Source organism: Nocardia sp. NPDC004340, assembly GCF_053602575.1.
Genome location: NZ_JBSGDW010000005.1, coordinates 317495 through 342908, shown reverse-complemented (window position 1 = coordinate 342908; position 25414 = coordinate 317495). Strand labels below are relative to the sequence as shown.

Sequence of the window (25414 nt, the reverse complement as noted above, 5' to 3'; positions counted from 1 at the left end):
TCGCAACTGCATGACGAACCTTCCGGCGATGTCGCGGCGCGGGCGCGGGACCGCCGCTACCGATCCGCAACTGGAGCTGACGTAGTCAGACAGTAGCCGAAAAGGATTGGGAGCGTTGTGAACTCGGATTCAGCGTCGGAGCGCGTCGACACCACCAAACCACACCCGGCCCGCCGGTACGACTATTGGCTGGGTGGTAAGGACAATTTCCCCGCGGATCGCGAGTCCGCCGACGCGGTCGCCGAAGCCTTTCCGACGGTCCAGCTGGCCGCGGTCGAGAATCGGAATTTCCTGCGACGCGCCGTCGCCTATCTGACCGGTGAGGCCGGAATTCGCCAGTTCCTCGATATCGGCACCGGCCTGCCCACCGCGGGCAATGTGCACGAGATCGCCCAGGGCATCGCCCCCGAATCCCGCATCGTCTACGTCGACAACGACCCCATCGTCTTGGTGCACGCCCGGCACCTGCTCGACAGCTCCTCCGAGGGCAGGACGGCCTACCTGGATGCGGACCTGCGCGACCCGAAACACATCCTCGACCACCCGGACCTACGCTCGACCGTCGACCTGAGCCGGCCGGTCGCGCTGATGGTGGTGGCGGTCGCGCACTTCATGACCGACGACCAGCACCCCTACGAGCTCATGCGCACTCTCACCGACGCGCTGGCGCCCGGCAGTTACCTGGTCATGTCGCACGCCACCAACGACTACATGGACGAGCACGATCTGGAGCGTTCGGCCGAGGCCAACACCCGCAGCGGCGTGCCGTTCCGACTACGCTCCAGCACCGAGTTCGCCCAGTTCTTCGACGGCTTCACCCTGGTCCCGCCGGGCATCACCGCGGTCACGCTGTGGCGGCCGGAGGAGTATCGGCCGCATCCGCGACCGGAGGCGGTGTCCATGCTCGGCGCGGTGGCCCGCATTCCCTGACCGGTCCGCGCCGAGCCGCGTGGTCACAGCCTGCCGACATCCTTGAGCACCCGCCGGGCCTGCGCGAAGAGCATGCCCACATTGACCGACTTGCGGCACACCATCACCACGACCACGTCCTCGCGGCTCTCGGTCCGCACGAACAGGTGGGTGAGGTTGTCACTGTTGACCAGGATCTCCTGGAAGTAGTGGCGCTCCAGGCGGATGCCGCGGCGCTCCTTCCAGATGTTCTCGATCATGACCACATTGCGGCCCTGGAACAGCTCCAGGGTGGCCGCGGCGAGCAGATCGAGCACTTCGGTGGGGTGGTTGTCGACGGTCTCCACGGCCAGCAACATGCCGGTCGACATATCGATGGCGCCCGCGGCGATGCAGTCGGGCACATCCGATCGCAGCACCTTGACCAGCGTCGCGATTCGATCCGTCATACTGCCGGGTGCGCCGGCTCCGCTCGGATTGTTCATGGCGTCCTCTCTGATTTCCTTGGGGTGAGGCTTCGTTGACCGCCGCGCAGCATGGGCTGGGGCGGGCTGGGCGGGAGCGCGTCATTGATGCCGCTGGCCCCGCGGCGGCGGCGTGGCAGCAGGGTGCGGCCGGTCACGCCGTGGATGGGCGCCGGGTCGAGCGGGGCCGGATCGGCTTCCACCGATGCGATGACGAGCAGGTCGTCGTCGAGCATCCGGACCACCTCGACGGTGACCGCGTAGAGGCTGCGGCACAACAACTTCGCGATATCGCGGCAGCTGCGGCGGCCGTTGGACCACAGCAGGATCTCGCGGCGATGGCCGCTGCCCGGACCGCTGAGCAACACCCGGCCGCGTTCGGTGAGCTGCACGTGATTGCGGTGCGGGGAGATGCGGCCGTGGGCGAGCGCGCCCAGCCGCCGTTCGGTCTCCAGTAGTAGCCACCCGGGTTCGAAGCCGGGCCCCTGCGGCGCGGTGTCCTCGAATGTGCCTGGCGCGTCGGCGGATTCGGGGTGCGGGTTCGACTGCCAGAAGCAGTTGCCGATCCAGCCCGAGGTGATGGCGAAACAGCCGTCCACCGCGGCCATCATGGTCACCACCCGCAGATCGGCCTCCCCGGTGGAGGTACGCCCGGGGCGCGCGAGCAGTTCGCGCACCCCGGGCGCGCCGGGCGAGTCCACCATCACCACCAGCCCATGGACGATATGGAGATCGCCGCCCGGCTCCCCAGTCACCCGCAGGACCCCGGTCCGCGTGGTGGCCGCGGCCTGTGCCAGTTCCCGGACCAGTTCGCGGGCCGATTCGCGGTCCAACGCCGGTAGGCGCCCGGGTCCGGCGACAGGTCCCGTGGTCATGCGCGAACTCCTGGGAAATAGGCAGGACGACATGGCGCGAATGCGCGGCCGACAGCGGACGACAGCGAAACGCGCACGCCTGGTTGATATTTCGACGGCGAATCGCATCGACCCCGCTCACCGCGTGTGGGATATCGTGACAGCCCAGCAGTTTTGGAGCAATGGATTCCTGCGAATCGATTACTAAAGTCCCTTCGCGGCTATCGAATTCGCTCGGCCGGATACCAGCATCACCAGCGCAAGCGATCCGCTATACGCGCGCCACCGGGGTTAATCCCTATTGACAGAGGCAGTGCGGAGTCACAATTGTTCCCGACGGAATGATATTGCGGCGCAATATGAACCGCCCGGTCGAATTGGTTTGTCTGATTTCGAATCGGTGCGATTATCGAGGCGTCACCGATCGCGCGGGACGACGCATTCGGCCAAGGCCAGCAGATCCACGGCGGGACGTCCCCCCAGCATGTCCGCGGCGGCGCGCATATGGCGCAGGGATTCCGCTTGCGCCCAAGCCTTTCCGCCCGCTCGCGCGATGAGATCCGCGGCGTGCGCGGCCGATTCCCGATCCAGGGCGGTGTCCGAGGCGTAGAGCTCGGCGAACTCGCGGCCCGCCGGTGTCGGCGACTCGAGGGCCGCCACCACGGGTAAGGAATGCTTGCGCCGCATCAGGTCATGGCCGACCGGTCGGCTCGGATTGCCGGGCTCACCCCAGATCCCACGCAGGTCGTCACACAGCTGACAGGCGATGCCCAGCTCCCGGCCGAACCGATCCATGGCCGCCACCACCTCCGAAGGCGCGCCCGCGCACAACGCGCCCATGGCGCACGCGCACCCCAGCAGGGCCGCCCGCTGGTGGCGCAGCGTCTCCAGGCACTCCTCGAGCGACCCGGCCGGAGCGGATTCCTGGGCCCGGTCCTGATGCCGGCCCAGGCAGAGCTCGATGACCACGTCCGCCAGCCGCGCGATGCTGTCCAGGGTCGCGGTCGCCGGGGCGTCGGCCAGGGTCCAGATGGCCAGGCTGTGCAGGGCGTCCCCGACCAGCACCGCGTCGTCCACACCCCACAACTGCCACACCGTGGGCCGCCCCCGGCGCACGGTGCCACCGGCCACGATGTCGTCGTGGATGACCGTGAAGTTGTGCACCATCTCGACCGCGGCCGCGGCGTGCACGGCGGCGGCGGGCTTCGCGTCCAGGGCCGCGGCGGCCGCGAGCACCAGCGCCGGGCGCAATCCCCGGCCCGACTCCCCCTCCGTCACCGCACCGTTCGCGTCGCGCCAGCCCACGTGGTACTCGGCCATCAGGCGCAGTTCGCTGGGCAGGGTGTCGAAGGCGGCCCGCAGCAGCGGCCGGGTGAGGCGTTTGGCCCGCCGCAGCAGGTACGGGGCTCGCTCATCGGGCCCGATTCCGCTGTCCCGCGCGCCTTTCCGGTGGGAGAACGCGGGATCGGCCGCTGTCGACGAACTCATGGCAACCTCCAGTGAACTGCTGCGGAATCGTGGTCGCCGGACCCGGCGCCGGACCCGACCGGGTCGGCGCCGACCCGATGGGCGCCGGGGCCCGCGAGATGTGGGTGCCGACCGGCTCAGCGACGAGCCGCCGGGACCGCGTGCGCGCTGGTGAACGGCCCCGGGCGGCCGAGGATCGGCCTGGGCCGCGACGCGCGCAGCGCCGCCTCGGAATAGCGTCCGGTCCTGATGTGCCAGTGCAGGTTTCCGGCCATGTGATCGCGCAGCCGATCGACGTGCGTCAACAGCACGGCCCGAACCTCCTCCGACAGTTGATGATCGGCCATGAAGCCCGGAAGCTGATCGCGGACGACGAGTTCGAACTGCCGCAGCCGCTCGTTGGCCAGATCCACCACGATCGCCGACGCGCGCTCCCGCGAACAGCCCAGGAACGACTGCGTCAGATACACCAGATTGTGCAGTTCGTGGTCATATTCGATTTCGCGCTGATACGAGTACAGATCATTGACCAGACCGGCGTAGTCCTGCGCCGAATGTTGCAGCTGCCGGACGATACTGGAGTCCGCGAGTTCCGCGACCGCCGGATCCGAGACAACTCCGGGCGAATGGAGAGCATCCAGCGCGCCGAACAAGGGACCACCGGAGGTGATCCGCCGCAATTCGAGATAGTCGACCGGGTCCGGCAAACGGTTCCGGGTCTCGTTCTCCAGCACGGTGATCCAGCCTTCGACGAGGTCGATCACCGCCGCACGCAATCGATTCCGGCCGGTGTCGTCGCACACGGCCGACGTCTCCCGCCACAGCGCGGACAGACCGAACTCGAGCGGACTGGAGGGCATCGGCGCGCTCTCGCCCAGTTGAAGAGGTAAGCGCCGCAATTGATCCCGACCCGAGACCGGATCGGCCCGGAACACCCGGGTTCCCAGATCATCGGCGTAGGTGCCCCAGGTGCACCAGCGCGAGCGCAACTTCAGGGTCTCCGCGTCGGCCTCGGGGTCGGCCATGGCCAGGAGCGCCGGAAAGTCGGCGTCCGCCAGCGATTCCGCCGTCCAGCCGACCCGCGGATCCAGCAGACCCACCGACGCCGCCCACGCCGGGACATCGGCGCGGGCCAGCTCCACGTGTGGATTCACCCCCACGACGTAGGGCATCTCCAGCCCGTCGACCGGCAGCGGACCCGCGACCCGGGGCGGCGGCACATGCTGATTCAGCTGCACCCGCAAACCCGGCCGCAGCCGTGCGGCGGCGGTGCCCAGGCCGGTCGGCCCGCGATCGACGCCGCTGTTCATGTAGCGACTCGACCGCAGATGCCATTCGTGCCCACCGGACTGCCAGTCCTGCAGTCCCAGCGTGTAGCGCGTCACCGCGGCCTGCTCCTCGGGAGTGGCCGCGCGTTCGGTGAACAGCTGCGATACCTCGGCGAGCGCGGTGTGCTCGAACTGCTTTAGGCGGGAAGTGAGCACGTCATTGGTGAGCTCGGCGGCCGCCTGGGTGGGTAAGCCCAGGAACCGTTCCAGCACCAGCACCATGTTCGCGTTCTCACCCTCGACCCGCACCTCGCGTTCGTAGGAGAACAGGTCGTTGCGCAGATGCACTGCGTCGGAGAAGGTCTCGCACAGCACGCGCAGCGGGCGCTCCGCGGCGAAACGGCCGGGCACCTCGGCGCCGCAGGCGAATTCCACCAGTGCGGCCGACCAGGGCGCGCCGCCCACCCGGCGGCGCATCTCGATGTACTCGACGGGATTGGCGACCCGGTCGCGGGCGATATTGTCCAATTCCCAGAGGGATTCGACCATGAGGTTGTGGGTGGAGCGCCGCATGCGCCGCCGCCAGTCCTCCGACATGGCGGGCACGGTGCGGGCCCAGCAGTCGGCCAGCCCGGCCTCGGAGGCGTTCTCCGGTTCCGGTGCGGGACAACCCGGTTCGGCCATGAACTCTTCCAGGCGGGCCAGGTAGCGGGTGGCCTCGGCGCGGTTGCCGGTGCGCTTGTAGGCGTCGAGGAACCAGTCGTCGAAGTAGAAGACCCAGATGTACCACTCGGTGAGCAGCGCCAAAGTCTCGGCGTCGCAATCGGGATGGGTGTAGGCGCACAGGAGCGCGTACCCCATGCGCTCCAATTTCTCGGCGTCCCAGATGGGTTTGCCGTCGACCCCGGGCTCACCGAGCATGCCCAGGCGCTCGGCCCACGCGGCGGCGTGGGCGCGGGCGTAGTCGTGATGCGGATTGAGCCGGGCGGGGTGCGGTGAATAGAAATCGGGCAGGGTGAAGGGCTTCAATGCGGGGCCCTCTCGCTGGGCTGATCAATGAGGACATGCCGGTGAGCACTGCTTTTGGGAAATATCGCTACTCGGGGAAAAGCCGAACGGGACCGCGTCGGAACTGCACTGCGAAGACGTGACTCTTACTGCGACAACGTGATCAGTGTCACAACCATGGTAAAGGCCCGTAGCCGTCTCGCCAACACCCCGCAATCTTCTCCGACCGACCGGTACCTCCCGGACCGGTCCCCGGAGCCGTTCCCGGGATAGCCTGGGCGCTGCCCCACCCACCCGACCCACCCCGCCCAGGAGGATCGTCCATGTCGAATCCCGCCGCCGACCGCGCCCCGATCCTGCAACGGCTGGGCGATCGTGGCCGGGTCCGGGTGATCGTCGCCGGCGGCGGCACCGGCGGCCACACCTATCCGGCGGTCGCCGCGGTCCGGGCGCTGCGCGATCTGGCCGCCGAGGCCGGCGCCACCGCGGAGGTGCTGTGGGTCGGCGTCCCCGACAGTCTCGAACAGCGGGTGGCGGCCGAGAACGACATCGACTTCACCGGCATCAAGGCCGGAAAGCTGCGGCGCGACCGCAATCCACTGAAGATGCTCAACAAGGACAATGCCCGCGACGCGCTGCGGGTGCCGGTCAGCGTGCTCACCGCCCAGGGCGTGGTGGGCCGCTTCCGGCCGGACGCGGTGCTGTGCACCGGCGGCTACGTCTGCGCCCCCATCGGCATGGCCGCCGCGCTGCGCCGCCGCCCGCTGGTGATCCACGAGCAGACCACCGGCATCGGCAAGGCCAATCTGCTGCTGGCCCGGATGGCCGACCGCATCGCGCTGTCCTCCGACGCCTCCCTCGGCATGCTGCCCGCCAAGGTCCGGGGCCGGGCCCTGGTCACCGGCAACCCGATTCGGCCCGCGCTCACCACCGGCGATCCCGCCGCGGCGGTCAAGGCCCTCGACTGGGACGGCTACACCCCCGGCCTGCCGACCGTCTACATCACCGGCGGCGCGCAGGGCGCGGTGCAGATCAACGATCTGATCCGGGAGCTGCTGCCCGAACTGCTGCACTCCGCCAACGTGATTCACCAGTGCGGGCGGCTGTCCTACGAGCAGGTGCGCGAATTCGCCGCCACCCTGCCCGAGGACGTGCGCGGCCGTTACCTGGTGCGCGAGTTCATCGGCCCGGAGCTCCCGGACGTGCTGGCGCTGACCGATGTGGTGATATCCCGTTCCGGCGCGGGCACTCTCGCGGAGCTCACCACCCTCGGCAAGCCGTCGGTGCTGATCCCGTACCCGCATTCGGTGGGCGGCGAGCAGATCCGCAACGCGCGGATCCTGGCCGACCACAATGCCGCCCGCGCCCTGGTCGGCGAGGACGCCACCGCCGCCAATCTGCGCGCCGCGCTGACCGAGCTGCTCACCGAATCCGAGACCCGCGCAGCCGTTTCCGCCGCGGCCCGCGCCCTCGGACACCCGGAGGCCGCCGAGCACCTGGCGCTGACCGTCCTGGACCTCGCCACGCGGTGAACCCGGTCGCCGCGCGGTGATTCCGGTCCCACGCGCGCGATCCCACAGGCGAGTCTCAGCCGGGGTAGGTATGGTCGAAGGTGTCAGCAAGTTCTCGGCTATTACCGAGAAGATTGGAGATGCCAGCCATGCAAATCCAGGTCTTCGCCGACAAGAACGTCGGTGGCGGCGCGATCGCCCAGGATGCAACCGATACCATCGCTGCGATTCTGGACCGGTTCGCGGATCATCTCACCCGGGTCGAGGCCCACATCACCGATGTGAACGGCCACAAGGGTGGTTCCGAAGACAAGAAGTGCACCCTCGAGGCCCGGCCCAAGGGCCAGCCGCCGGTCGCCACCACGCATCGCGCGGCCACCGTCGAGGACGCCTACACCGGGGCCGCCGACAGCATGGCTCACCTGCTCGACAGCAGGTTCGGAAGACTGCATCACGCCAAGGGCGGCGAATCCATCCGCCACCTGGTTTCCGACTAGTCGATCAACTCACGGGGTTCGGGGGCGCGCCCCGGAACCCCGTTCCGGTCGGGAAGCACTCACGGTAGGAGCCCGAGGCGGCGTGCTCGCACGACCGCCTCGTGGCGATTGTGCGCCCCGAGCTTGGTCATGGCGCTGCGCAGATAGCTCTTCACCGTCTCCGGACTCACCGAAAGCCGCTGGGCCGCTTCCACATTGGTGCAGCCCAGGGCGATATGGGACAGCACGTCCAGTTCCCGCGGAGCCAGTGTCACCGCGTCGTCGGCGGCCGCCACCCCGGACACCAGGCGGGCGAGTTTCTCCGTGACGTCCCGCAGCCGCGCCCGCGCCGTGGCGTCGGAGACCACCTGGGTGATCCCCCGCAGTTCCGCGTGCAGATCCCGGAGTTGTTCGGTGGCAATCATATTGGCGCTGTTCATGGATTCGCGCGCGAAGGACAGCCGCAGCCGCCGATCCACCTCGTCGCGAATGGCGAGTTCCGTGCTGAGCCGCCGCGCGGCCTGCACCATCTCGTCGGCCACCCCGTCGCCGATCACCCCCGTCTCGCGATTGGCGACGTAGATCACCGCGCGCGCCTCGCCCTTCACCACCACGGGCACCGCCACCACCGAGCGGAGGCCCTCCCCCAGGACCGGGACGTCGTAATGGTGGGTGATGGTGGACGCCGAGCGATAGTCGGCCACCGAGCGCGGGCGGCCCGTCGCCACCGCCGAACCGCCCAGCCCGGAGCTGTGCGCGACCGCCAGCCCCCGCATGCCGTTGGTCCGGGTTCCGACGAACTCGCTGAGCACCAGAGTGCCCGCGTTCACCTCGCCCCCGAAGACGACCGGCAGCTTGCTCAGGGCGGCGAGGGCGCGCAGCTCGGCGCGCAGCGCGTCGCCGTCGCTGGGGCGTAGGAGCCCGTCGGCGGCGGTAGTCATCGGGTAGCCCCTTTCGGGGGTAGTCGAGGCCGGGTGTGACGTAGATCCTACTGGTGTGACCGAGAGCACGAGCTACACCTTCGGAGTCTGGGACGCTCCCCCGCTGGGCGACACCATCGGGGCGAACCTGGACCGGACCACGGCGGCGCATCCGGACCGCGAGGCCCTCATCGACTACACCACCGGCATCCGCTGGACCTACCGCGAGTTCACCGACGAGGTGAACGCCCTGGCCCTGGGCCTGCTGAGGGCCGGGATCGGCAAGGGCGACCGGGTGGGCATCTGGGCGCCGAACTGCCCACAGTGGACGCTGACCCAGTACGCGACCGCCAAGATCGGCGCGATCCTGGTGAACATCAATCCGGCCTACCGGGCCCACGAGCTGCGCTACGTGCTGGGTCAGGCCGGGATCCGCCTGCTCGTCGCGGCGCCCGCGTTCAAGACCTCCGACTACGCGGCCATGATCGACGAGGTCCGTCCGGAATGCCCGGAGCTGGAGCAGGTGGTGCTGCTCGACAGCACCGAGTGGCGGGACCTGTTCGCCACCGGGCGCGCGGCCGATCCGGACCTGCTGGCGGCGGCGCAGTCGGCGCTGTCCACCGACGATCCGATCAATATCCAGTACACGTCCGGCACAACGGGTTTCCCCAAGGGCGCGACGCTCAGCCACCACAACATCCTCAACAACGGGTATTTCGTGGGCGAGCTGTGCGGCTACACCGAGCAGGACCGCATCTGCATCCCGGTCCCCTTCTACCACTGCTTCGGCATGGTGATGGGCAATCTGGCCGCCACCACGCACGGCGCGGCCATGGTGATCCCGGCCCCGGCCTTCGACGTGCGCGCCACCCTGGAAGCCGTTGCGGCCGAACGCTGCACCTCGCTGTACGGGGTGCCGACCATGTTCATCGCCGAACTGGCCGACCCGGACTTCGACGCCTACGACCTGTCCTCGCTGCGCACCGGCATCATGGCCGGATCGCCGTGCCCGGTGGAGGTGATGAAGCAGGTCATCGAGCGGATGGGCATGCGCGAGGTGAGCATCTGCTACGGCATGACCGAGACCTCCCCGGTGTCCACCCAGACCCGCCGCGACGATTCGCTGGTGCAGCGCACCGCCACCGTGGGCCGGGCCGGGCCGCACATCGAGGTCAAGATCGTGGACCCGGTGACCGGGGTGACGGTGCCGATCGGCGCCGCGGGCGAGCTGTGCACGCGCGGCTACTCGGTGATGCTCGGCTACTGGGGTCAGCCCGAGAAGACCGCGGAGGCCATCGATTCCGCGCGCTGGATGCACACCGGCGACCTGGCCACCATGGATGCCGACGGGTATGTCGCCATCACCGGGCGGATCAAGGACATGGTGATCCGGGGTGGCGAGAACATCTACCCCCGAGAGATCGAGGAATTCCTCTACACCCACCCCGACATCCTCGACGCCCAGGTGATCGGCGTGCCCGACGCCAAGTACGGCGAGGAGCTGATGGCCTGGGTCCGGCTGCGGCCGGGCGCGGAGGAACTGACCGCGGCGAGCCTGCGCGAGTTCTGCACCGGCAAGCTCGCGCACTTCAAGGTGCCGCGGTACGTGCACGTCGTCGAGGAGTTCCCGATGACGGTGACCGGCAAGATTCGCAAGGTCGAGATGCGGGAGATCAGCGCGCGGCTACTGGGACTGACCGAGGAGGACGCGTGAGCACCGCCAATACCGAGGCCTATCGCGCGGCCCGTGACGGGCTGCTGGCCGTCGCCACCGACTACGACGCGGCGGTGCGCGATTTCGCGTGGCCGCGACTGTCCGGCGCATTCAACTGGGCGACCGACTGGTTCGACGTGATCGCCCGCGGCAACGACCGGCCGGCGCTCTGGATCGTCGAGGAGGACGGGTCCGAGCAGAAGGTCGGCTTCGCCGAGATGGCCGAGCGCTCGGACCGGGTGGCCACCTGGCTGGCCGAGCTGGGCGTGGCCAAGGGCGACCGGGTGATGCTCATGCTGGGCAATCAGGTCGAGCTGTGGGAGGCCATGCTGGCCGTGGCCAAACTGGGCGCGGTCATCATGCCGACCACCGGCGCGCTGGGCCCGGCCGACCTGAGCGACCGGATCGAGCGGGCCGGAGCGCGTTTCGTCATCGCCAATCAGGGCGACGCGGGCAAGTTCGACGAGGTGCCCGGCGACTACACCCGAATCGTGGTCGGCGGGGCCGTCTCCGGCTGGCAGAACTACGCCGATGCCGCGGCGGTCGAGTCGGCCGGTCCGTTCCGGGCGGTCACCGAGGTGACCGATCCGCTGCTGGTGTACTTCACCTCCGGCACCACCAGCAAGCCGAAGATGGTGCAGCACTCCCAGATCAGCTACCCGGTCGGTCATTTGACCACCATGTACTGGATCGGCGTCCGGCCCGGCGACACGCACCTGGCCATCAGCGCGCCCGGCTGGGCCAAGCACGCCTGGAGCTGCTTCTTCACGCCGTGGCTGGCCGAGGCCACCGTCTTCGTCTACAACTACGCGCGTTTCGACGCCGCCGCCCTGCTCGCGCAGTTGCGCCGGGCCGAGGTGAACACGTTCTGCGCGCCGCCCACGGTGTGGCGCATGCTCATCCAGGCCGATCTGGGCGAGCGTCCGGCCGGGCTGCGCGAAATCCTCGGCGCGGGTGAACCATTGAACCCCGACGTCATCGCGCAGGTCGAGAAGGCGTGGGGCCTGACCATCCGCGACGGCTTCGGCCAGACCGAAACCACCCTGCAGGTGGGCAATACGCCCGGACAGCCGCTGGTGCCCGGCTCCATGGGCCGTCCCGCGCCGGGTGTGCCGGTGGCGCTGGTGGATCCGATCACCGGGCAGCTCGCCGACGAGGGCGAGATCTGCCTGGACCTGTCCGCGGGGCCGGTCAACCTGATGACCGGCTACCTCGGCGATCCCGAACGCAATGCCGCGGTCATGGCGAACGGGTACTACCACACCGGCGATGTCGCGGCCCGGGACGCGAACGGCTACATCACCTACATCGGCCGCACCGACGACGTGTTCAAATCCTCCGACTACAAGGTCTCGCCGTTCGAGTTGGAGAGCGTGCTCATCGAGCATCCGGCCGTGGTGGAGGCCGCCGTGGTCCCGCAACCGGACGACACGCGGCTTGCCGTGCCGAAGGCATACGTTTCGCTGGCGGCGGGATGGGAACCCAACGCCGAAACCGCCCGCGCCATCCTCGAATACGCCCGCGACCACCTGGCTCCCTACCTACGTGTCCGCCGAGTGGAGTTCACCGAACTGCCGAAGACCATCTCCGGCAAGATCCGCCGCGTGGACCTGCGCCACCGCGAGGAACAGGCGCACGCGGAAGGCTTCACCATCCCCACCGAGTACCGCTACGAGGACGTACTGACCGACACCACCCGCTGAACCCGCTCCACCCCGACCACCCGCCCTGCCCCTGCGACAGATCGGAACACCCGTGTCCCACACCGTGGAATCCGCGACCGCCTACGTCATCGCCGCCCTGGAGGCCAAGGGAACCGCCTCCCGTGACGACTTCGACGTGTCCGGGATCGTCAGCGCCACCCACAACATCACGCAGACATGGGATTTCCGCGCGGTCGCCCGCGAGCGCTTCTGGGGCATCGCCGCCACCTTCATCAGAGCCTGACGAGCGGGCTGCCTCACAGTTCCGCGAATTCTGGGTTTCCGGCCCGGAATTGCCCTCACCATTGGCACGTGCACACCTCCGACTCCGTGTTGCTGCCCCGCTTCGTGTTGTCGCGCGCCCGCACCGCGGGCGTGGATCCGGCCCGCCTGGCGCGGGCCGCGGGCATTCCGGGCTGGCTGCTGGCCGACGATGCCGCGAGGGTGCCGAGCCACTACTTCCCCCGGTTGTGGGAGCTGCTCGAACGCGAGCTGGACAACCCCGACGCGACCCTGCGCGCCACCGGCAGCTACCGGCTGGGCGAGTTCGGGCTGATCGACTATCTGATCTCCACCGCGGACACCGTCGGGGCCGGCCTGACCGTGCTGGGCCCGTTCATCGGGTCCATCTCCACCAACTTCCGGATCGATCCCGGCGAGCAGACCGAGACCGAGTCGACCTTCGACGTGCACACCGTCAACGCCGAGGGCCGCGGCCGCGAGCTGTCGGTGCAGATGGCGCTGTCCTCCCTGGTCTCGCGCATGCGCCAGATGACCGGGCAGCCGATGGATCCGGTGAGCATCGAGTTCCGCGAGCGCGCGCCGCGGGATCTGGACGCGTTCACCGAGCAGTTCGGCACGGCCCGCCTGGAATTCGGCGCGCCGGTCGACCGCATCACCTACCGCAACACCGACTTCGAGCGGCCGCAGATCACCGCGGACCCCATGCTGGCGGCGGTGCTGCGCCGCCATGCCGCCACCATGCCGCCGCCGCCCCCGCGCGCCACCGAATGGCCCGACCGGGTGGCCACGGCGCTGGCCGAGGTGCTCGACGGCACCGACGCGCTGCTCGAACATGTCGCGCGGCGGCTCTACACCAGCCCCCGCACCCTCCAGCGCCGCCTCGCCGAATCCGGCACCACCTGGCGGCTGGAGGTGGACCGGGCCCGCAAGCGGCACTTCGAAGGCCCCGAACCTGAGACGCCGCCCCCGGACGACGCGCTATGACGCCCGGGATCGGCTGCGGTGCAGGATCTCCAGGCTCCGAGGTGGATGGGTGACCGGACCGGACAGCGTGCTGCTGGCGCGCTTCGTACTCACCCGGGCTCGGGCCGTGGGTGTGGATCCGGTGGCGTTGGCGCGGGCGGCGGGGATCGGGCCGAGCGCGCTGGACGCTTCGACGGGAAGTGTTCCGGGTCAGTGTTATCCCCGCTTGTGGGAGTTGTTCGAGCGCAGGGTGGATGTGCCGCACGTGGGACTGCGGGCGGCCGAACGACATGGAATGGGGGAACTGGGGATGATGGATTACCTGCTCGCGACCGCGCCGACGGTCGGTGAAGGCTTCCGGGCCGTAGGGGAATTCGGGTCGCGGCTGTCGGGCAGCCGGCGGGTGGCCGTGGTCGCCGAGACCGATCGGCAGGTCACGTTCGCGGCGGAGACGGCGGCGCGGGGCCGGGGCACGGAGGTCGCCGCACAGGCGAGTTTCGCCTTCCTCACCGGCCGGGCCCGGCTGGCCACGCGGGCGCGGATCACGCCGGTGGCGGTCACCCTGCGGGAACGCGCGCCCCGACGGCACGGTCCCTACCGGGAGTTCTTCGGCACGGCGGCAGTGGATTTCGAGGCCGAGGTCGACAGTCTGACGCTGCGCCGCACGGACCTCGACCGGCCTCAGCATTCCGCCGATCCGGGCCTGGCCGCCGTCCTGCGGCGCGGCGCGGCGGTCGCCACCCTGTCCACGCCGCCCGCGCGGGCCTGGGTCGATCTGCTTGCGGCCGAACTCGATTCACTGAGCGATCCGGCCCCACCCGGTCCGGACAGCGACACCGCGGACTTCCGCGCGACGGTATCCCTCGACACCGTCTCACTATCCGATATCGCGCGGCGGCTGGATACCAGCCCGCGCACCGTGCAGCGGCGGCTGGCCGCGGCCGGAACCAGTTGGAGTCGGGAGCTGGCGAACGCTCGCCGCCGGGCCACGTGGTGACGGTCGGCCGTGAACACTCGATCCGATTGTCACGACAGCATTCTCATGGCCCGGTTCGCGTTGCAGCGGGCGGCGCGGGCCGGACTCGACGCCGACCGGATCGCCCGGACGGCGGGCGTACCCGCCTGGCGCGAAGGCGGTGAGGGCACCCGGGTGTCGTCCCGGTACTGCCTGCGGGTGTGGGAGCTGATCGAGCGCGAGACCGGGGATCCCGATATCGCGCTGCGCGTGTCCGACGAGAGCACCACCGGCGAGTTCGGGCTGCTCGAATATCTGTTCCTGTCCGCGGCCACGCTCGGCGACGCGCTCGAGGCGTGCGTGCGCCATACCGGCAGTCTCAGCACGAGTTACGGCTTCCGCGTCGCGCGCCGCGACGAACAGGAGGTCTGCTACGAGGTGCGGTCGGCCATGGAGGACTGCCGGGGCCGGGAACTGTTGATACAGGCCACTTTCGCGCTGCTCGTGGGGCGGGCACGCGCAGCCACCCGCAGCCCGGTGGTGCCGGCGCGGGTGAGTTTCCGGCAGTCCGCGCCCGCCGATCTCGCCACCTTCACCGAGCTGTTCGGTACCCGTGCAATCGATTTCGACGCCCCGGCGGATGCGCTGACGCTGCGGGCCTCGGATCTGGCGCTGCCGATGAAGTCGGCCGATCCGGAACTGACGGCGGTGCTGCTGACCTACGCGGCCACCCTGCCCGCCACCCCGGAGGTCGGGGTGACCTGGCTCGAGCAGCTCGGCGACGCCATCGATCTGGCTCTCGCCAATGGCGCGGCGACCCTGGAAGTGGTTGCGCGGCGGCTGCTGACATCGCCGAGATCACTCCAACGCCGGCTCGCCGAGGCCGGAACCACTTGGCGGCGTGAGGTGGATCACGCGCGTCGCCGCAGATTGCAACGCGCCGAACACCTTCCACGCGCCCAGCAGGCGGAATTCCTGGGATACGCGGATCCGGCGAGCCTGCGGCGGGCGGTGCAAAGGTGGCGGGACCGGGCCGATCCGGGACCCGAAGACCCGTGTTGAGGAGCCGAAATCGCACCTACCGTACGGTATTCCGGCTACCTCACAGCAAGGTTGGCGTGTCCCGGACCGGTTTGGCGCTTTCGGAACTCCCGCGCGGGGCGGACGGAAATCAGACTGGTCGGAAACGCCAGGACACTGTCACGCGTTCCCCCGGACCGGTACTCGATTGGAGCTTCCTCGTGCCCCACACCGCAGAAACCGCCACCGCCTACGTCGTCACCGCCGTAGAGGCCAAGGGCACCGCCACCCGGCACGACTTCGATATCAAGTCCATCGTGAGCACCACCCACAGCCTCACCGAGAGCTGGGATTTCCACACCGTGGACCCGAACATGTTCTGGAACATCGTCGCCACGTTCCTCGAGCACTGAGGCCGGTTCCCGCGCGCGTCAGATGCCGTCGACCGAGAGCGTCGCGTTCATCAGATTCATGGCCGCCGCGCACGGATCGGGCCGCGCGGTGTGATCGCGGTTTCGCACCCACCAGGTGACGGTACCGGTGTCGGCCACCGTCACCGCGCAACCACCCGGGTCCGCTGGATCCCGCCAGTACATGCCGCCGAAGTTCCGCACCACGAGCCGCTCCACGCGGTATCCGAACCGGTCGGCGATCCGCACCTCCCGCGCGAGCGTGTCGTCCCGCAGCCAGGCATAGGTGATGTCGACCGCGCCGCCACCGGGATTCGTGGCGGTCCAGTCGCACACCGTGGGCTCGCTCTGCCGCCGCATCCCGGTGACGCCGATGGCGGCGGCCAGCTTCTGATCCTCCAGCGGGCCACAGCCCGCCAGCAGGTTCGGATCGGCCGCCGGGCGGGCGTCGGCCTGCCGATCGCTGTGCGAACACCCGGACAGGGCGGCGATCAGCAAGGCCGCCACCGTGATTCGCACCCCCGGGCGCGCCATCAGCCCTGTCCCGCCTGCGTCAGGGTGGCCGCGGCCAGCTGCTCGATGCCCTGGCAGGCGCGTGCGCTCGACCGTTCGGACCAGTCGATGAAGTCGGTGTCGCCGAATGCCACTGCGACCTCGCAGGATTGCGCGCCCCGCCATTCGATGCCCGGCTGCCCGGCGATCCGGACGGTGGCGGGACTGCCGGTGGTGACCTGGTCGCGGCGGTCCTGCAGCGAGCTGCCCCGGAACCAGTGGAAGGTGACGGCGTAGTCGCCGCCCGTGGCGGGCTGCCAGGCGCAGCCGATCGGATTGGCCGAAACCCGTTGCACACCGGCCGATCCCGTGGCATCGACCACCTCGGCGTCGGACACGCCGCCGCACAGGCCGATGGTGTCGGGAGACGGCACGGCCGCCTTGGGCGCGGCCGTCGGGGTCGCCGCGGCCCGCTGGTCCGAGGAGTTCCCGCACCCCACGACCGCGAGCCCGATCAAGGCGATCCCCACCGCCGCGCGCACCGCTCTCGTCACGCGGACCAGACTAGGCGAATCGGACCGATCGTGCGCGAACACTCTTTGACAATTCATCGGGGCTTTACTACGTTCGATAACGCACCTCGATAGGCGAGGCTCCTGCACGAACACAGGCCACTGATCTCACGACGTCGAGAGACGCCCAAGGTTAGGACAGATTTCCCCGGATTAAGGGGTAATCCAAAGTGGCTTTCCGATTCGGAACACGTCGTGCAGTGCCGAAGCTCTGACGAGAGGGGTGTGCGTCCTCCCCGGATTCCCCGGGTCGACCTCCCTCGTGTGCGCTGATGAATCCGCGTATGAGCTGTATGAGGAGGTGGCGGTCGGATGACAGCTGATGACGACCCCGGACCTCCTGTCGCGCACTCGTAATTCCCCGGTATTCGGCGACGCCACCATCACCCTTTCGCGTGATTCGGCATGCGCCTATTTCCGCGCGCCCTTTTTCGATTAGATGCGGATTCATCCGATGACGCTCCAGATCACCATTCCCAACCGTCCCGAAACAGGGCAGCCGATGCCGCGTCCGCGAAATCGGCTGCGCGCCGTCGACTTTCTGGTACTCGGCATGGCCGTGTTCCTGATCGCCGTGGCGCTGCGGCTGTTCCGCGATATGTCGGTGCCGTGGACGCCGGGCTCCGGACCGGAAGCGGTGTCGACCGATCCCCGGGAACTGCCGTACTACGCGGCGCGCACCACGCTGCGGATGTTCCTGGGGCTGGCGGCCTCGATCCTGTTCACGATGGTCGTCGGCCAGTGGGCAGCGCATTCGCGGCGGGCGGAGAAGGTGCTGGTCCCGATGGTGGACGTACTGCAATCGGTGCCGGTGCTGGCGCTGGTCTCCATCACGGTGACCGCGTTCGTGGCGCTGTTCCGCGGCTCCTTCCTGGGCGCGGAGGCGGTGTGCGTGTTCGCCATCTTCACCGCGATGGCCTGGAACATGACCTTCGCCTACTACCAGGCCGTGCGCACCCTGCCGCGGGAGCTCGACGACGCCGCCCGCATGCTGCGGCTCACCCGCTGGCAGCGGTTGTGGCAGCTGGAGGTGCCGGCCGCCATGGTGCCGTTGATCTGGAACGGGATGATGAGCTTCGGCGGCGCGTGGTTCATGCTCGCCGCGTCCGAGGTGATCACCGTGTCCGGGCGGGAAGAGGCGCTGCCGGGCATGGGCAGCTTCATCGCGGCGGCCACCTCCCAGGGGCAGGTGTCGCGACTGCTGCTGGGCGCGCTGGTCATGGTGGCCACCATCGTCGTCGTGAACGTGCTGTTCTGGCGGCCGCTCACGGCGTGGTCGGAGCGGTTCCGGGTGGAGCACACCGAAAGCGCCGAAGTACCACGCAGTCTCGTGCTGGACCTGCTGCGGCGCAGCACCGTGCCCGGGCGGCTGGCTTGCGTGAGCCGACCGGTCGGCGAGGGGATCGATCGCGTCATGCGAGTCTTCGGGCGCAGCACCCGGTCCGCCTACGACGACCGTCCCGGCAGCCGGGCCGGGGACGTGGTCTTCTTCGCGCTGCTGCTGGCGGCGCTGGCCTGGGGCACCTGGACCCTGGCCGCCTACTTCGAAAGGACCGTCGGGCTGGCCGAATTCGGGCCCGCCACGCTCATGGGCCTGGCGAGTCTGAGCCGGGTGATCGTGCTGCTGGTGGTGTCCACCGTGGTGTGGGTGCCGGTCGGGGTGTGGATCGGGCTGAACCCGCGGGTGTGCCGGTTCGCGCAGCCGGTGGTGCAGGTGCTGGCCAGTTTCCCGGCACAGTTCCTGTTCATCTTCGTGATCGCGGCGCTCACCTGGACCGGCGTCTCGCTGAATATCGGCGGCATCGTGCTGATGGCGCTGGGCGCGCAGTGGTACGTGCTGTTCAACGTGATCGCCGCGGCCGGGCAGATCCCGACCGATCTGCGTGAGGCCATGGACGATCTCGGCGTGCACGGGTGGCTGCGGTGGAAGTCGTTGATCCTGCCCGCGATCGCCCCCGGCTATGTGGTCGGCGCGATCACCGCGTTCGGCGGGGCCTGGAACGCCACGCTGGTCGGCGAGGTGGTCGAGGCGGGCGGCACCCATCTGGAGGCGTACGGGCTGGGCGCGTACATCACCAATGCCACCGCGGCGGACCTGTTTCCGAAGGTGCTGCTGGGCACCGTGGTGATGAGCGCCGTCACCGTGACCATCAACCGGCTGGTGTGGCGGCGACTGCAGCGCCGGGCCGAACAGCGTTTCTCGTTGAGCTGAAACAGTTTTCGAAAGGAGGACAGTCATGTCCGCCCCCATCATCATAGGACTCGATCAGTCCGCGCGGCGGGCGCGGGCGCGGCGTTTGCCTTCGTGCATGGCCTGCACCCGCGCCACCGGGATGGTGTGACCCTCGGCGATGAGATCCGCCGGGAGCGTTTGCGGTTCGGGCATGGCCTCGGCCCACGGATCGCGGTCGCCGAGGATGGCGGCGGCGGTGCGCACGGTGAAATCGCGCGGATCGATCTCCGGCAGGTCGGCCCAGCTGACCGGGAACGACACCGTCGCGCCCGGCCGCACCCGTGGGCTGTACACCGACACCACCGTCGCCCCGCCCGCCCGGGTGGAGTCCAGGAAAACCTTGCCGCCCCGGTCTTCTCGAATGAAGGCCGTGGTGGCCAGGTCCGGGTCGAGCCGTTCGGCGCGCGCCGCGATGGCCCGGGTGGCGGCCGCCGCGTCCTCGATATCGACCCCCGCCCGCACCGGCACGAAGATGTGCACCCCCTTGGACCCGCTGGTCTTCACCGCCCCCGCCAGCCCGTCGTCGGCCAGCGCCCGCCGGATCAGCTCGGCCGCGGCCACCGCCTGCGAGAACGGCTGTCCCGGTTCGGGATCGATATCCAGCACGAGATGGGTTGGCCCACCGGAATAGTCGACCAGATCCTCCGCCAGCAGCAGTGTCACGTGGTACTCCACCGCCCGCTGGTTCCCGAACCACAACAGCGTCCGCACGTCATCGCACAAGGCGTACGACACTTCCCGTTTCGAGCTCCCCGCCCACAAGGTCTTCCGCCGCACCCACTCCGGCGTGTACTTCGGCAGGTTCTTCTGCATGAACGGCTCCTGCCCCGGCCGCACGCGCACCACCGACAACGGCCGCTCCCGCAGCGCCCCCACCATCCGCTCCCCCACCGCCTCGAGATAGTCGATCAGCTCCCCCTTGGTGGCCCCCGCCCCGTCGAACAGGGGACTGTCCAGACTGGAGAACTTCAGACCGGCCCGCGCGTCTTCGCCCATCGGCCCACCATGCGCCCCCACCGCACCCCCGTCAACCACCCCGGCCGTGTCCGCGGTCACCGGCGGCGGGAGACCGAACCTAACACCGTGCGGATTCACCGGCGAGAGCAACAATCTGTCACCCTCGCGACGGTCTGCGGAAGGAGGCTCGTTCACTAGGGTCGGAAGCACCAGGCAGCGTCGCCGACTGAATCACCGGTCTGGCCGCACGTCGTCCACCCGAGCTCCGACACAGGAACGGTGGAGAATGCCCGAATCCCGTCGCAGTCCCCTCCTGATCGGACGGGCATCACAGCTTGCCGACCTTCGCGAGCTCGTCTTCGACCAGCGAATCCGGTTGCTCACCGTGACCGGGGGCGCTGGTGTCGGCAAGAGCCGGCTGGCCACCACCGCTCTGCAGGACGCCGAGAGTCGGGTCGTATCGGTCGATTTGGCCGAGGTGAGCGGCGGCGAACAGGCTTGGCGGACTATCCTGGACGCACTGGGTGGCACCGCGGAGCCGCACACCACCCCGCTCGGACCGGACACGGTGGCGACGCGAATCGGCCCGGAACCACTGATCATGCTGGCCGACAATTGCGATCTCGTCACCCGCGATCTCGCGGCCGGACTGTCCTCCGTGCTGGCCCGGTGCCCGGGACTGACCGTGGTCGCGACCAGCCGCCACGCGCTCGACCTGTATCAAGAGGTGCTCTACCTGGTTCCGCCGCTGTCCGTCGTATCCGACGGGTCCGCGCTCAGTCCCGCCGCGCAGCTGTTGTCGAACTGCATCGAAACCCGGTTCCGCGACGCGGCGACCGCCGCGGACCGGTCACAGCTCGAGCAGATCGCGGCCGAATTGAATGGCGTTCCAGTGGGATTGGAGCTCGCCGCGACCTCTCTCGGCCGGCTCGGCGTCGAACGAACACTGGAGCGAATCCGCTCCGGGCAACCGCTGCCGCCGTCCCCCTTCGTCGATATCCCGGTGCGGCACCGCAGTATTCGCGCGTGCGTGACATGGGGGCTCAGCGATCTCGACGAGATGAGCCTCTTCGTGCTGCTGCACGTCGCCGCTTCCGAGGTCCTCACCGATCTGGAGGAGGTACTGCTGCTCAGCGGCGAGCGGGGTGATCCGATCGCTGGCAAGCTGGCCGAGCTGGTGGACCGCAGCCTGCTCGATCACTCGGTCGCCGAGAACGGTCACTACACCTATGCGATCTCGGGCTTCACCCGGTCGTTCTGCCGTCAGTTGCTGTACGCGGATCGGGTACTCGCGGAACGAATACGCTTCCGACGCGCCGAAGGGCTCCGCCTGCTGGCCCGGGAGATCACTCGGCTGCTCGCCGAGCCGGACGGCCGCGCCGAGGGGCTACGCCTGGTCGACCGCTGGCTGCCGGACCTCTTCGCCACCGTCCGGTACCTGATCGACCACGACGCGTACCGGGGCGCCATCGAGCTGCTGTCCGAGCTGGAGGACGTCTGGATCCAGCGGGCACTGCTCGCCGATGCCGAGGCCATCGTCGCCACCCTGCTGGCGGCGGTCGATTCCGGCGCCCACCCGCCCGCGGTGATGGCCGCGGGCCGCGAGCTCCTGGGCCGCTGGGCACTGCGATCCGGGCGTTTCCAGGACGCGAAACGACTGCTCGCGCCGGTCGCCTCCGTCCGGAACACCGAGACCCGCCGCACCGACCCCGTCCTGGTCCACCGGGCGGGCCGCGCCCTGGCCCAGGCCCACCACGAGACCGGAAAGCCCCAGCGGGCGCGCGCACTGCTCGCCCGATTCCCCGCGGCCACCGCCCCACCCGCCGAGCAGCCGGTCGCCGCGCTCATGGCAGCGGTGATCGAACTCGGCGACGGGCCGTTCGAGGACGACGAAACCTGGTCCGCGCTCCGTGATCACGCGGCCGCCCTGCCACGCCGTCGTGATCGGCTGACGGTCCTCACCGCGCTCGGCCGGACCCTGCTGCGCGCCCGGGCACCGCATCGCGCGCTGGAAGTCTTCCACCTCGTTCTGCGGACAACAGAACCGACGATGAGCCCGCTGGAAATGGTGACTGCGCTGGAGGGCTGTGCTCGGGCCTACGATGCCGCGGGCGGGGAGTATTCCGAACAGGTACACCGTCTTTCAGCGGCTTCGCATTGGATCCGGGCCGGCTGTTCGTTGCCCCGGCCCGCCGAGCATTCCGCCGATCCGGCGGTGAGCACGATCGGCTCGGTATCGGACATCGACGAGGCCGTCGCCTACGCACTGTCCATACCAGTGCTGTCGCGCGCTGATCTGGCGTCTCCGCTACTTTCCCGGCTGACCAGGCGGCAGCTGGAGACGGCGTTACTGGTCGCCGAGGGTATGACCAACCGCATGATCGCGAATCGCCTCGGGATCGCCGAGTGGACGGTGGTGAACCATCTGCGGCAAGTCATGACGAAGCTGGACTGCCCCAGCCGATTACATGTCGCCCTCGTCATCGAACGGGAGACCCAGCAGCCCGCGTGACGCGGCCACGGGTGGCGTTCGCGCGGGCCGCCGGCCGGAACATGGTGTTCTCCTCGATCACCGCAGCGTGCGGAAGGTCGCCCGAATGTCCTCGATGACAGCGTCGGGGTTCTCCCACGGGGTGAAGTGGCCGCCGTGTTCGTGCGCGCCGATGTGGACCGGGTTGTACCAACCCTGGTGGCGCGCATCGTCGAGGAAGACCCGGGCGCGATTGCCCGTGGTCACACCGGGCGGATTCTCGAAGCCGAGGAAGGTGAATCCCGTGGGCGCTTCGATGATCGGCGTGCGGTCGTGGGCGGGCGTCCACGGGTAGCGGTTCGAATTGATGTAGGCGCGGATCGACGTGGTGATGGTGTTGCCGACCCACCACATGGTGGCATTGGCGAGCAGATGATCACGGGGGAAGACGCTTTCGACATCCCCGCCCGATTCACTCCATTCGGTCCAGCGCCGCAGGATCCACGACAGCATGCCGACCGGCGAGTCCGCCAAGCCGAACGACAGATTCTGGGAATCGAGGATGTGGACCGCGCTGTGGGAGGCGTAGCGGTACTGGAACGCGAGGATGCCGTCCCGGATCTCGTCGGAGACGCCCGGCGGAACCATGAACCCGCCGGTGCCGTCCCAGGGCCGTTCACCCTGGAACACGTCCAGGTGGACCGGATGCCCGAGCCAGATGCCGTGCAGGTCGGCGGCCCGCGCGTGGCCGAGCTGTGCGGTCACCAGCGCCCCATAGTCCGCGCCGCCGGCCGCGTACTTCCCGAACCCGAGATGCTCGGTCATCAGGCTGTGCCAGAGTTCGGACATCTTCCAGAAGTTCAGATCAGTCCGCCCGGTGGGCGCGGAGAACCCGAAGCCGGGCAGCGAGGGCACGATCACCTCGAACGCGTCGGCCGGATCGCCCCCGTAGGAACCGGGATCGGCCAGCTGCTTGACGACCCGCGTCCATTCGCGGAAGCTCCAGGGCCAGCCGTGCGTCACGATCAGCGGGATCGGTGCGGGGCCCCGGCCCGGTTCCCGGAGATAGTGGATCGGGACACCGTCGACGATCGCGCGGTAGTTGTCGTAGCTGTTGATCTCGGCTTCGGCCGCCCGCCAATCGAATTCGTCGATCCAGTAGGCGACGAGCTCCTTCATGTACGCGACGCTGGTGCCGTAGTAGGTCTCGTCCTCGGGGATATCGGTGGGCCAGCGGGTCGCGAGCAGGCGGGCCCTCAGGTCATCGAGCGTCTCCTGCGGAACCGAGACGACGAACTTCTCCGGCGCGGCCGCGATCACGGAAGCGGCCGTCCTGTCATCGGTTACGGTCACTTCACTCGCCGCCTGATGGTCATCGGCATGCCGCCCTCGGGCCCGAGCACCCCGCGCATCCGCCATTTCGGGGCGTAGCCGGGAACCCGCTCGGGAGCGAACAACCGGGCCAGCGTGACCAGCAGGATCTGCGCCTCCAGATAGGCGAAGCTCTTGCCGATGCACACCCGGGGTCCGGCCGAGAACGGGTGGAAGGCGAAGGGGTGCATGGTCTTCTCGGCATTGTCGGCCCAGCGATCCGGATCGAACCGCTCCGGGTCGGTCCAGAAATCGGGATGCCGATGGGTGAGATAGGGCGCGACCACCACGATCGAACCCGGTTGCGCCACATACGGTCCGATGCGCACCGGCTCCACCACATCACGCAGGTACAGCGGCGCGGGGGGATGCAGACGCAGCGCCTCCTTGATCACACACAGCGAGTACGGCGCGCGGTCGAGGTCGTCGACGGTGAAATCGTCGGGCAGAGCGTCCACCTCGGCGCGCAGCCGGACGGCGGATTCGGGGTTGTTGGCCAGCAGGTACCACACGAAAGCCAGGGTGCGCGCGGTGGTTTCGTACCCGGCGATGAACATCGTGACGCACTGGTCGCGCAGGACCATATCGGCCCGATCCGCCGGGCCGAGCTTCGACTCGTTGGCGATCATCTTGGTGAGCAGATCGTCGGGGCGGTCCTCGGCCGGCATCCGCCGACGTTCCGTGATCACCCCGAGAATGAACTCGTCGACCCGCTGCCGCGCCTGGTCGTAGCTGCGACGGCCCGACGTCGGAACCCATTCGGGCGCTTTGAACTTGTCGGTATTGCGCCCGGAGGTGTACGTGATCATGGTTTCCACCGCGCCCTTCAACTGGGCGATCACATCCCGGCCCGCGGTGCTGAACAGCGTCTTGAGCAGGATGGAGGCGGTCAGCGTCGCCATCTCCGGCACCATGTCCACCGGTTCGGCGCCCGCGGACTCCGGGGTCCAGCGGGTGCTGAACCACTGCACGTCCTCGAAGAACAACGGCACGTACTCACGCACCGACTTCGGGGTGAAGAAGGGCGCCAGCACCTGACGCTGCGACTTCCATTGCGCGCCGACACTGGTCGCGACGCCGTCGCCCATCCAGTACTTGCGCACCGGGTCGTAGCTTGCGCCCTTGGTGTACTTGTCCATCTGCTCGAGCGTCACCATCCGGACGTGATCGGGATGGGCCAACACGACCAGTCGGCGCGGACCGACCCGCAGCTCGGAGACATCGCCGTGTTCGCGCCAGAGCTGCTCGACCACCCCCAGCAGACCGTTCTTCTTGGTGTTCACCGCGGTGGCGAAGCCGTACTTGTCGCGGGTACCGGGCATGAGGAGTGTCTCGCCGTCGCCGCCCAGGACATTCAGTTGTGAATGATCCACCGGGCAGCCCTTGACCTCGGTCATGTGCTTTTCACCTCGATTGGCATAGAAGATTTCGAAT

22 protein-coding genes and 1 riboswitch are annotated in these 25414 nt (G+C 68.9%); of the genes, 12 read left to right on the top strand and 10 right to left on the bottom strand.

The genetic code is table 11. The annotated features are described in order from the left end of the window. The first annotated feature begins 117 nt into the window (after window positions 1-117). Window positions 118-930 carry an SAM-dependent methyltransferase gene (locus tag ACWEOI_RS22645; RefSeq protein ID WP_452360893.1) on the top strand — a complete coding sequence of 271 codons (813 nt, stop codon included), beginning with the start codon at window positions 118-120 and terminating at the stop codon, window positions 928-930. A 23-nt stretch (window positions 931-953) separates the two neighbouring features. Here ACWEOI_RS22645 and ACWEOI_RS22640 read toward each other — a convergent pair whose 3' ends face one another. From ACWEOI_RS22640 to ACWEOI_RS22625, 4 genes are all read right to left on the bottom strand, one after another. Next, complete coding sequence (locus tag ACWEOI_RS22640) at window positions 954-1394, bottom strand: hypothetical protein (protein ID WP_433667248.1); 441 nt, start codon at window positions 1392-1394, stop codon at window positions 954-956. Beyond that, window positions 1391-2248, bottom strand: a complete 858-nt coding sequence (locus ACWEOI_RS22635; RefSeq protein WP_452360892.1) for a hypothetical protein — start codon at window positions 2246-2248, stop codon at window positions 1391-1393. Before ACWEOI_RS22635 ends, ACWEOI_RS22640 begins: the two co-directional genes overlap by 4 nt. A gap of 396 nt (window positions 2249-2644) precedes the next feature. After that, window positions 2645-3715, bottom strand: a complete 1071-nt coding sequence (locus tag ACWEOI_RS22630; RefSeq protein WP_452360891.1) for a polyprenyl synthetase family protein — start codon at window positions 3713-3715, stop codon at window positions 2645-2647. 116 nt (window positions 3716-3831) lie between these two features. Next, window positions 3832-5991 (bottom strand): terpene synthase family protein, encoded by a 2160-nt coding sequence (locus tag ACWEOI_RS22625; RefSeq protein WP_452360890.1) that lies wholly within the window; start codon window positions 5989-5991, stop codon window positions 3832-3834. A gap of 302 nt (window positions 5992-6293) precedes the next feature. On the opposite strand from ACWEOI_RS22625, the gene ACWEOI_RS22620 reads away from it, so the two are divergent. Further along, window positions 6294-7502: a glycosyltransferase gene (locus ACWEOI_RS22620; protein ID WP_433667254.1), complete on the top strand. Its 1209-nt coding sequence runs from the start codon at window positions 6294-6296 to the stop codon at window positions 7500-7502. 119 nt (window positions 7503-7621) lie between these two features. Beyond that, window positions 7622-7978 carry a ribosomal subunit interface protein gene (locus tag ACWEOI_RS22615; RefSeq protein WP_357086450.1) on the top strand — a complete coding sequence of 119 codons (357 nt, stop codon included), beginning with the start codon at window positions 7622-7624 and terminating at the stop codon, window positions 7976-7978. A 59-nt stretch (window positions 7979-8037) separates the two neighbouring features. On the opposite strand, the gene ACWEOI_RS22610 is transcribed toward ACWEOI_RS22615, so the two are convergent. Beyond that, window positions 8038-8898: a response regulator transcription factor gene (locus ACWEOI_RS22610; RefSeq protein ID WP_452360889.1), complete on the bottom strand. Its 861-nt coding sequence runs from the start codon at window positions 8896-8898 to the stop codon at window positions 8038-8040. A gap of 55 nt (window positions 8899-8953) precedes the next feature. Here ACWEOI_RS22610 and ACWEOI_RS22605 point away from each other — a divergent pair, with 55 nt between their 5' ends. The 7 genes from ACWEOI_RS22605 to ACWEOI_RS22575 all read left to right on the top strand — a co-directional run bounded on the left by ACWEOI_RS22605 (window position 8954) and on the right by ACWEOI_RS22575 (window position 15888). Further along, complete coding sequence (locus tag ACWEOI_RS22605; protein ID WP_452360888.1) at window positions 8954-10591, top strand: AMP-binding protein; 1638 nt, start codon at window positions 8954-8956, stop codon at window positions 10589-10591. Further along, entirely contained in the window at window positions 10588-12294 is a 1707-nt protein-coding gene (locus ACWEOI_RS22600) for an AMP-binding protein (protein ID WP_452360887.1), read from the top strand. The genes ACWEOI_RS22605 and ACWEOI_RS22600 overlap by 4 nt, the downstream gene beginning before the upstream one ends. Before the next feature lie 52 nt (window positions 12295-12346). Beyond that, the gene (locus ACWEOI_RS22595; RefSeq protein WP_433667262.1) at window positions 12347-12538 is read left to right on the top strand and encodes a hypothetical protein; all 192 of its coding nucleotides are present in this window, start codon (window positions 12347-12349) and stop codon (window positions 12536-12538) included. Window positions 12539-12606: 68 nt separating this feature from the next. After that, window positions 12607-13521, top strand: coding sequence for an AraC family transcriptional regulator ligand-binding domain-containing protein (locus ACWEOI_RS22590; protein ID WP_433667263.1), 915 nt, complete (start codon window positions 12607-12609; stop codon window positions 13519-13521). A gap of 49 nt (window positions 13522-13570) precedes the next feature. After that, on the top strand, window positions 13571-14497 hold the full coding sequence (locus ACWEOI_RS22585) for an AraC family transcriptional regulator ligand-binding domain-containing protein (RefSeq protein ID WP_452360886.1): 927 nt from the start codon (window positions 13571-13573) through the stop codon (window positions 14495-14497). Between the two features lie 45 nt (window positions 14498-14542). Then, entirely contained in the window at window positions 14543-15517 is a 975-nt protein-coding gene (locus ACWEOI_RS22580) for an AraC family transcriptional regulator ligand-binding domain-containing protein (RefSeq protein WP_452360885.1), read from the top strand. A gap of 179 nt (window positions 15518-15696) precedes the next feature. Next, complete coding sequence (locus tag ACWEOI_RS22575; RefSeq protein ID WP_379275014.1) at window positions 15697-15888, top strand: hypothetical protein; 192 nt, start codon at window positions 15697-15699, stop codon at window positions 15886-15888. Window positions 15889-15906: 18 nt separating this feature from the next. Here the strand turns inward: ACWEOI_RS22575 and ACWEOI_RS22570 are convergent, their stop codons facing one another. Next, complete coding sequence (locus tag ACWEOI_RS22570) at window positions 15907-16419, bottom strand: DUF3558 family protein (protein ID WP_433667269.1); 513 nt, start codon at window positions 16417-16419, stop codon at window positions 15907-15909. Beyond that, the gene (locus ACWEOI_RS22565) at window positions 16419-16931 is read right to left on the bottom strand and encodes a DUF3558 family protein (RefSeq protein ID WP_452360884.1); all 513 of its coding nucleotides are present in this window, start codon (window positions 16929-16931) and stop codon (window positions 16419-16421) included. The genes ACWEOI_RS22570 and ACWEOI_RS22565 overlap by 1 nt, the downstream gene beginning before the upstream one ends. Window positions 16932-17009: 78 nt before the next feature. Further along, window positions 17010-17179: riboswitch (M-box (ykoK) riboswitch) on the top strand. A gap of 224 nt (window positions 17180-17403) precedes the next feature. On the opposite strand from ACWEOI_RS22565, the gene ACWEOI_RS22560 reads away from it, so the two are divergent. Then, a complete protein-coding gene (locus tag ACWEOI_RS22560; RefSeq protein WP_452360883.1) occupies window positions 17404-19161 on the top strand; it encodes an ABC transporter permease in 1758 nt (585 codons plus the stop codon). A 54-nt stretch (window positions 19162-19215) separates the two neighbouring features. Here ACWEOI_RS22560 and ACWEOI_RS22555 read toward each other — a convergent pair whose 3' ends face one another. Continuing rightward, a complete protein-coding gene (locus ACWEOI_RS22555) occupies window positions 19216-20178 on the bottom strand; it encodes a DNA polymerase domain-containing protein (protein WP_452360882.1) in 963 nt (320 codons plus the stop codon). 247 nt (window positions 20179-20425) lie between these two features. Between ACWEOI_RS22555 and ACWEOI_RS22550 the strand changes: the two genes are divergently transcribed. After that, window positions 20426-22651, top strand: coding sequence for an ATP-binding protein (locus tag ACWEOI_RS22550; protein ID WP_452360881.1), 2226 nt, complete (start codon window positions 20426-20428; stop codon window positions 22649-22651). 57 nt (window positions 22652-22708) lie between these two features. Here the strand turns inward: ACWEOI_RS22550 and ACWEOI_RS22545 are convergent, their stop codons facing one another. Beyond that, window positions 22709-23962, bottom strand: coding sequence for an epoxide hydrolase family protein (locus ACWEOI_RS22545; protein WP_452360880.1), 1254 nt, complete (start codon window positions 23960-23962; stop codon window positions 22709-22711). After that, entirely contained in the window at window positions 23959-25377 is a 1419-nt protein-coding gene (locus ACWEOI_RS22540) for a cytochrome P450 (protein WP_452360879.1), read from the bottom strand. The genes ACWEOI_RS22545 and ACWEOI_RS22540 overlap by 4 nt, the downstream gene beginning before the upstream one ends. Between the last annotated feature and the right edge of the window lie 37 nt (window positions 25378-25414).

Excerpts from the sequence above, each read along its gene's own strand:
- ACWEOI_RS22640 (WP_433667248.1), bottom strand. The coding sequence starts at position 1,394 with ATGAACAATCCGAGCGGAGCCGGCGCACCCGGCAGTATGACGGATCGA.
- ACWEOI_RS22635 (WP_452360892.1), bottom strand. The coding sequence starts at position 2,248 with ATGACCACGGGACCTGTCGCCGGACCCGGGCGCCTACCGGCGTTGGAC.
- ACWEOI_RS22630 (WP_452360891.1), bottom strand. The coding sequence starts at position 3,715 with ATGAGTTCGTCGACAGCGGCCGATCCCGCGTTCTCCCACCGGAAAGGC.
- ACWEOI_RS22620 (WP_433667254.1), top strand. The coding sequence starts at position 6,294 with ATGTCGAATCCCGCCGCCGACCGCGCCCCGATCCTGCAACGGCTGGGC.
- ACWEOI_RS22615 (WP_357086450.1), top strand. The coding sequence starts at position 7,622 with ATGCCAGCCATGCAAATCCAGGTCTTCGCCGACAAGAACGTCGGTGGC.
- ACWEOI_RS22610 (WP_452360889.1), bottom strand. The coding sequence starts at position 8,898 with ATGACTACCGCCGCCGACGGGCTCCTACGCCCCAGCGACGGCGACGCG.
- ACWEOI_RS22580 (WP_452360885.1), top strand. The coding sequence starts at position 14,543 with ATGGCCCGGTTCGCGTTGCAGCGGGCGGCGCGGGCCGGACTCGACGCC.
- ACWEOI_RS22570 (WP_433667269.1), bottom strand. The coding sequence starts at position 16,419 with ATGGCGCGCCCGGGGGTGCGAATCACGGTGGCGGCCTTGCTGATCGCC.
- ACWEOI_RS22560 (WP_452360883.1), top strand. The coding sequence starts at position 17,404 with ATGACGCTCCAGATCACCATTCCCAACCGTCCCGAAACAGGGCAGCCG.
- ACWEOI_RS22555 (WP_452360882.1), bottom strand. The coding sequence starts at position 20,178 with ATGGGCGAAGACGCGCGGGCCGGTCTGAAGTTCTCCAGTCTGGACAGT.
- ACWEOI_RS22550 (WP_452360881.1), top strand. The coding sequence starts at position 20,426 with ATGCCCGAATCCCGTCGCAGTCCCCTCCTGATCGGACGGGCATCACAG.
- ACWEOI_RS22540 (WP_452360879.1), bottom strand. The coding sequence starts at position 25,377 with ATGACCGAGGTCAAGGGCTGCCCGGTGGATCATTCACAACTGAATGTC.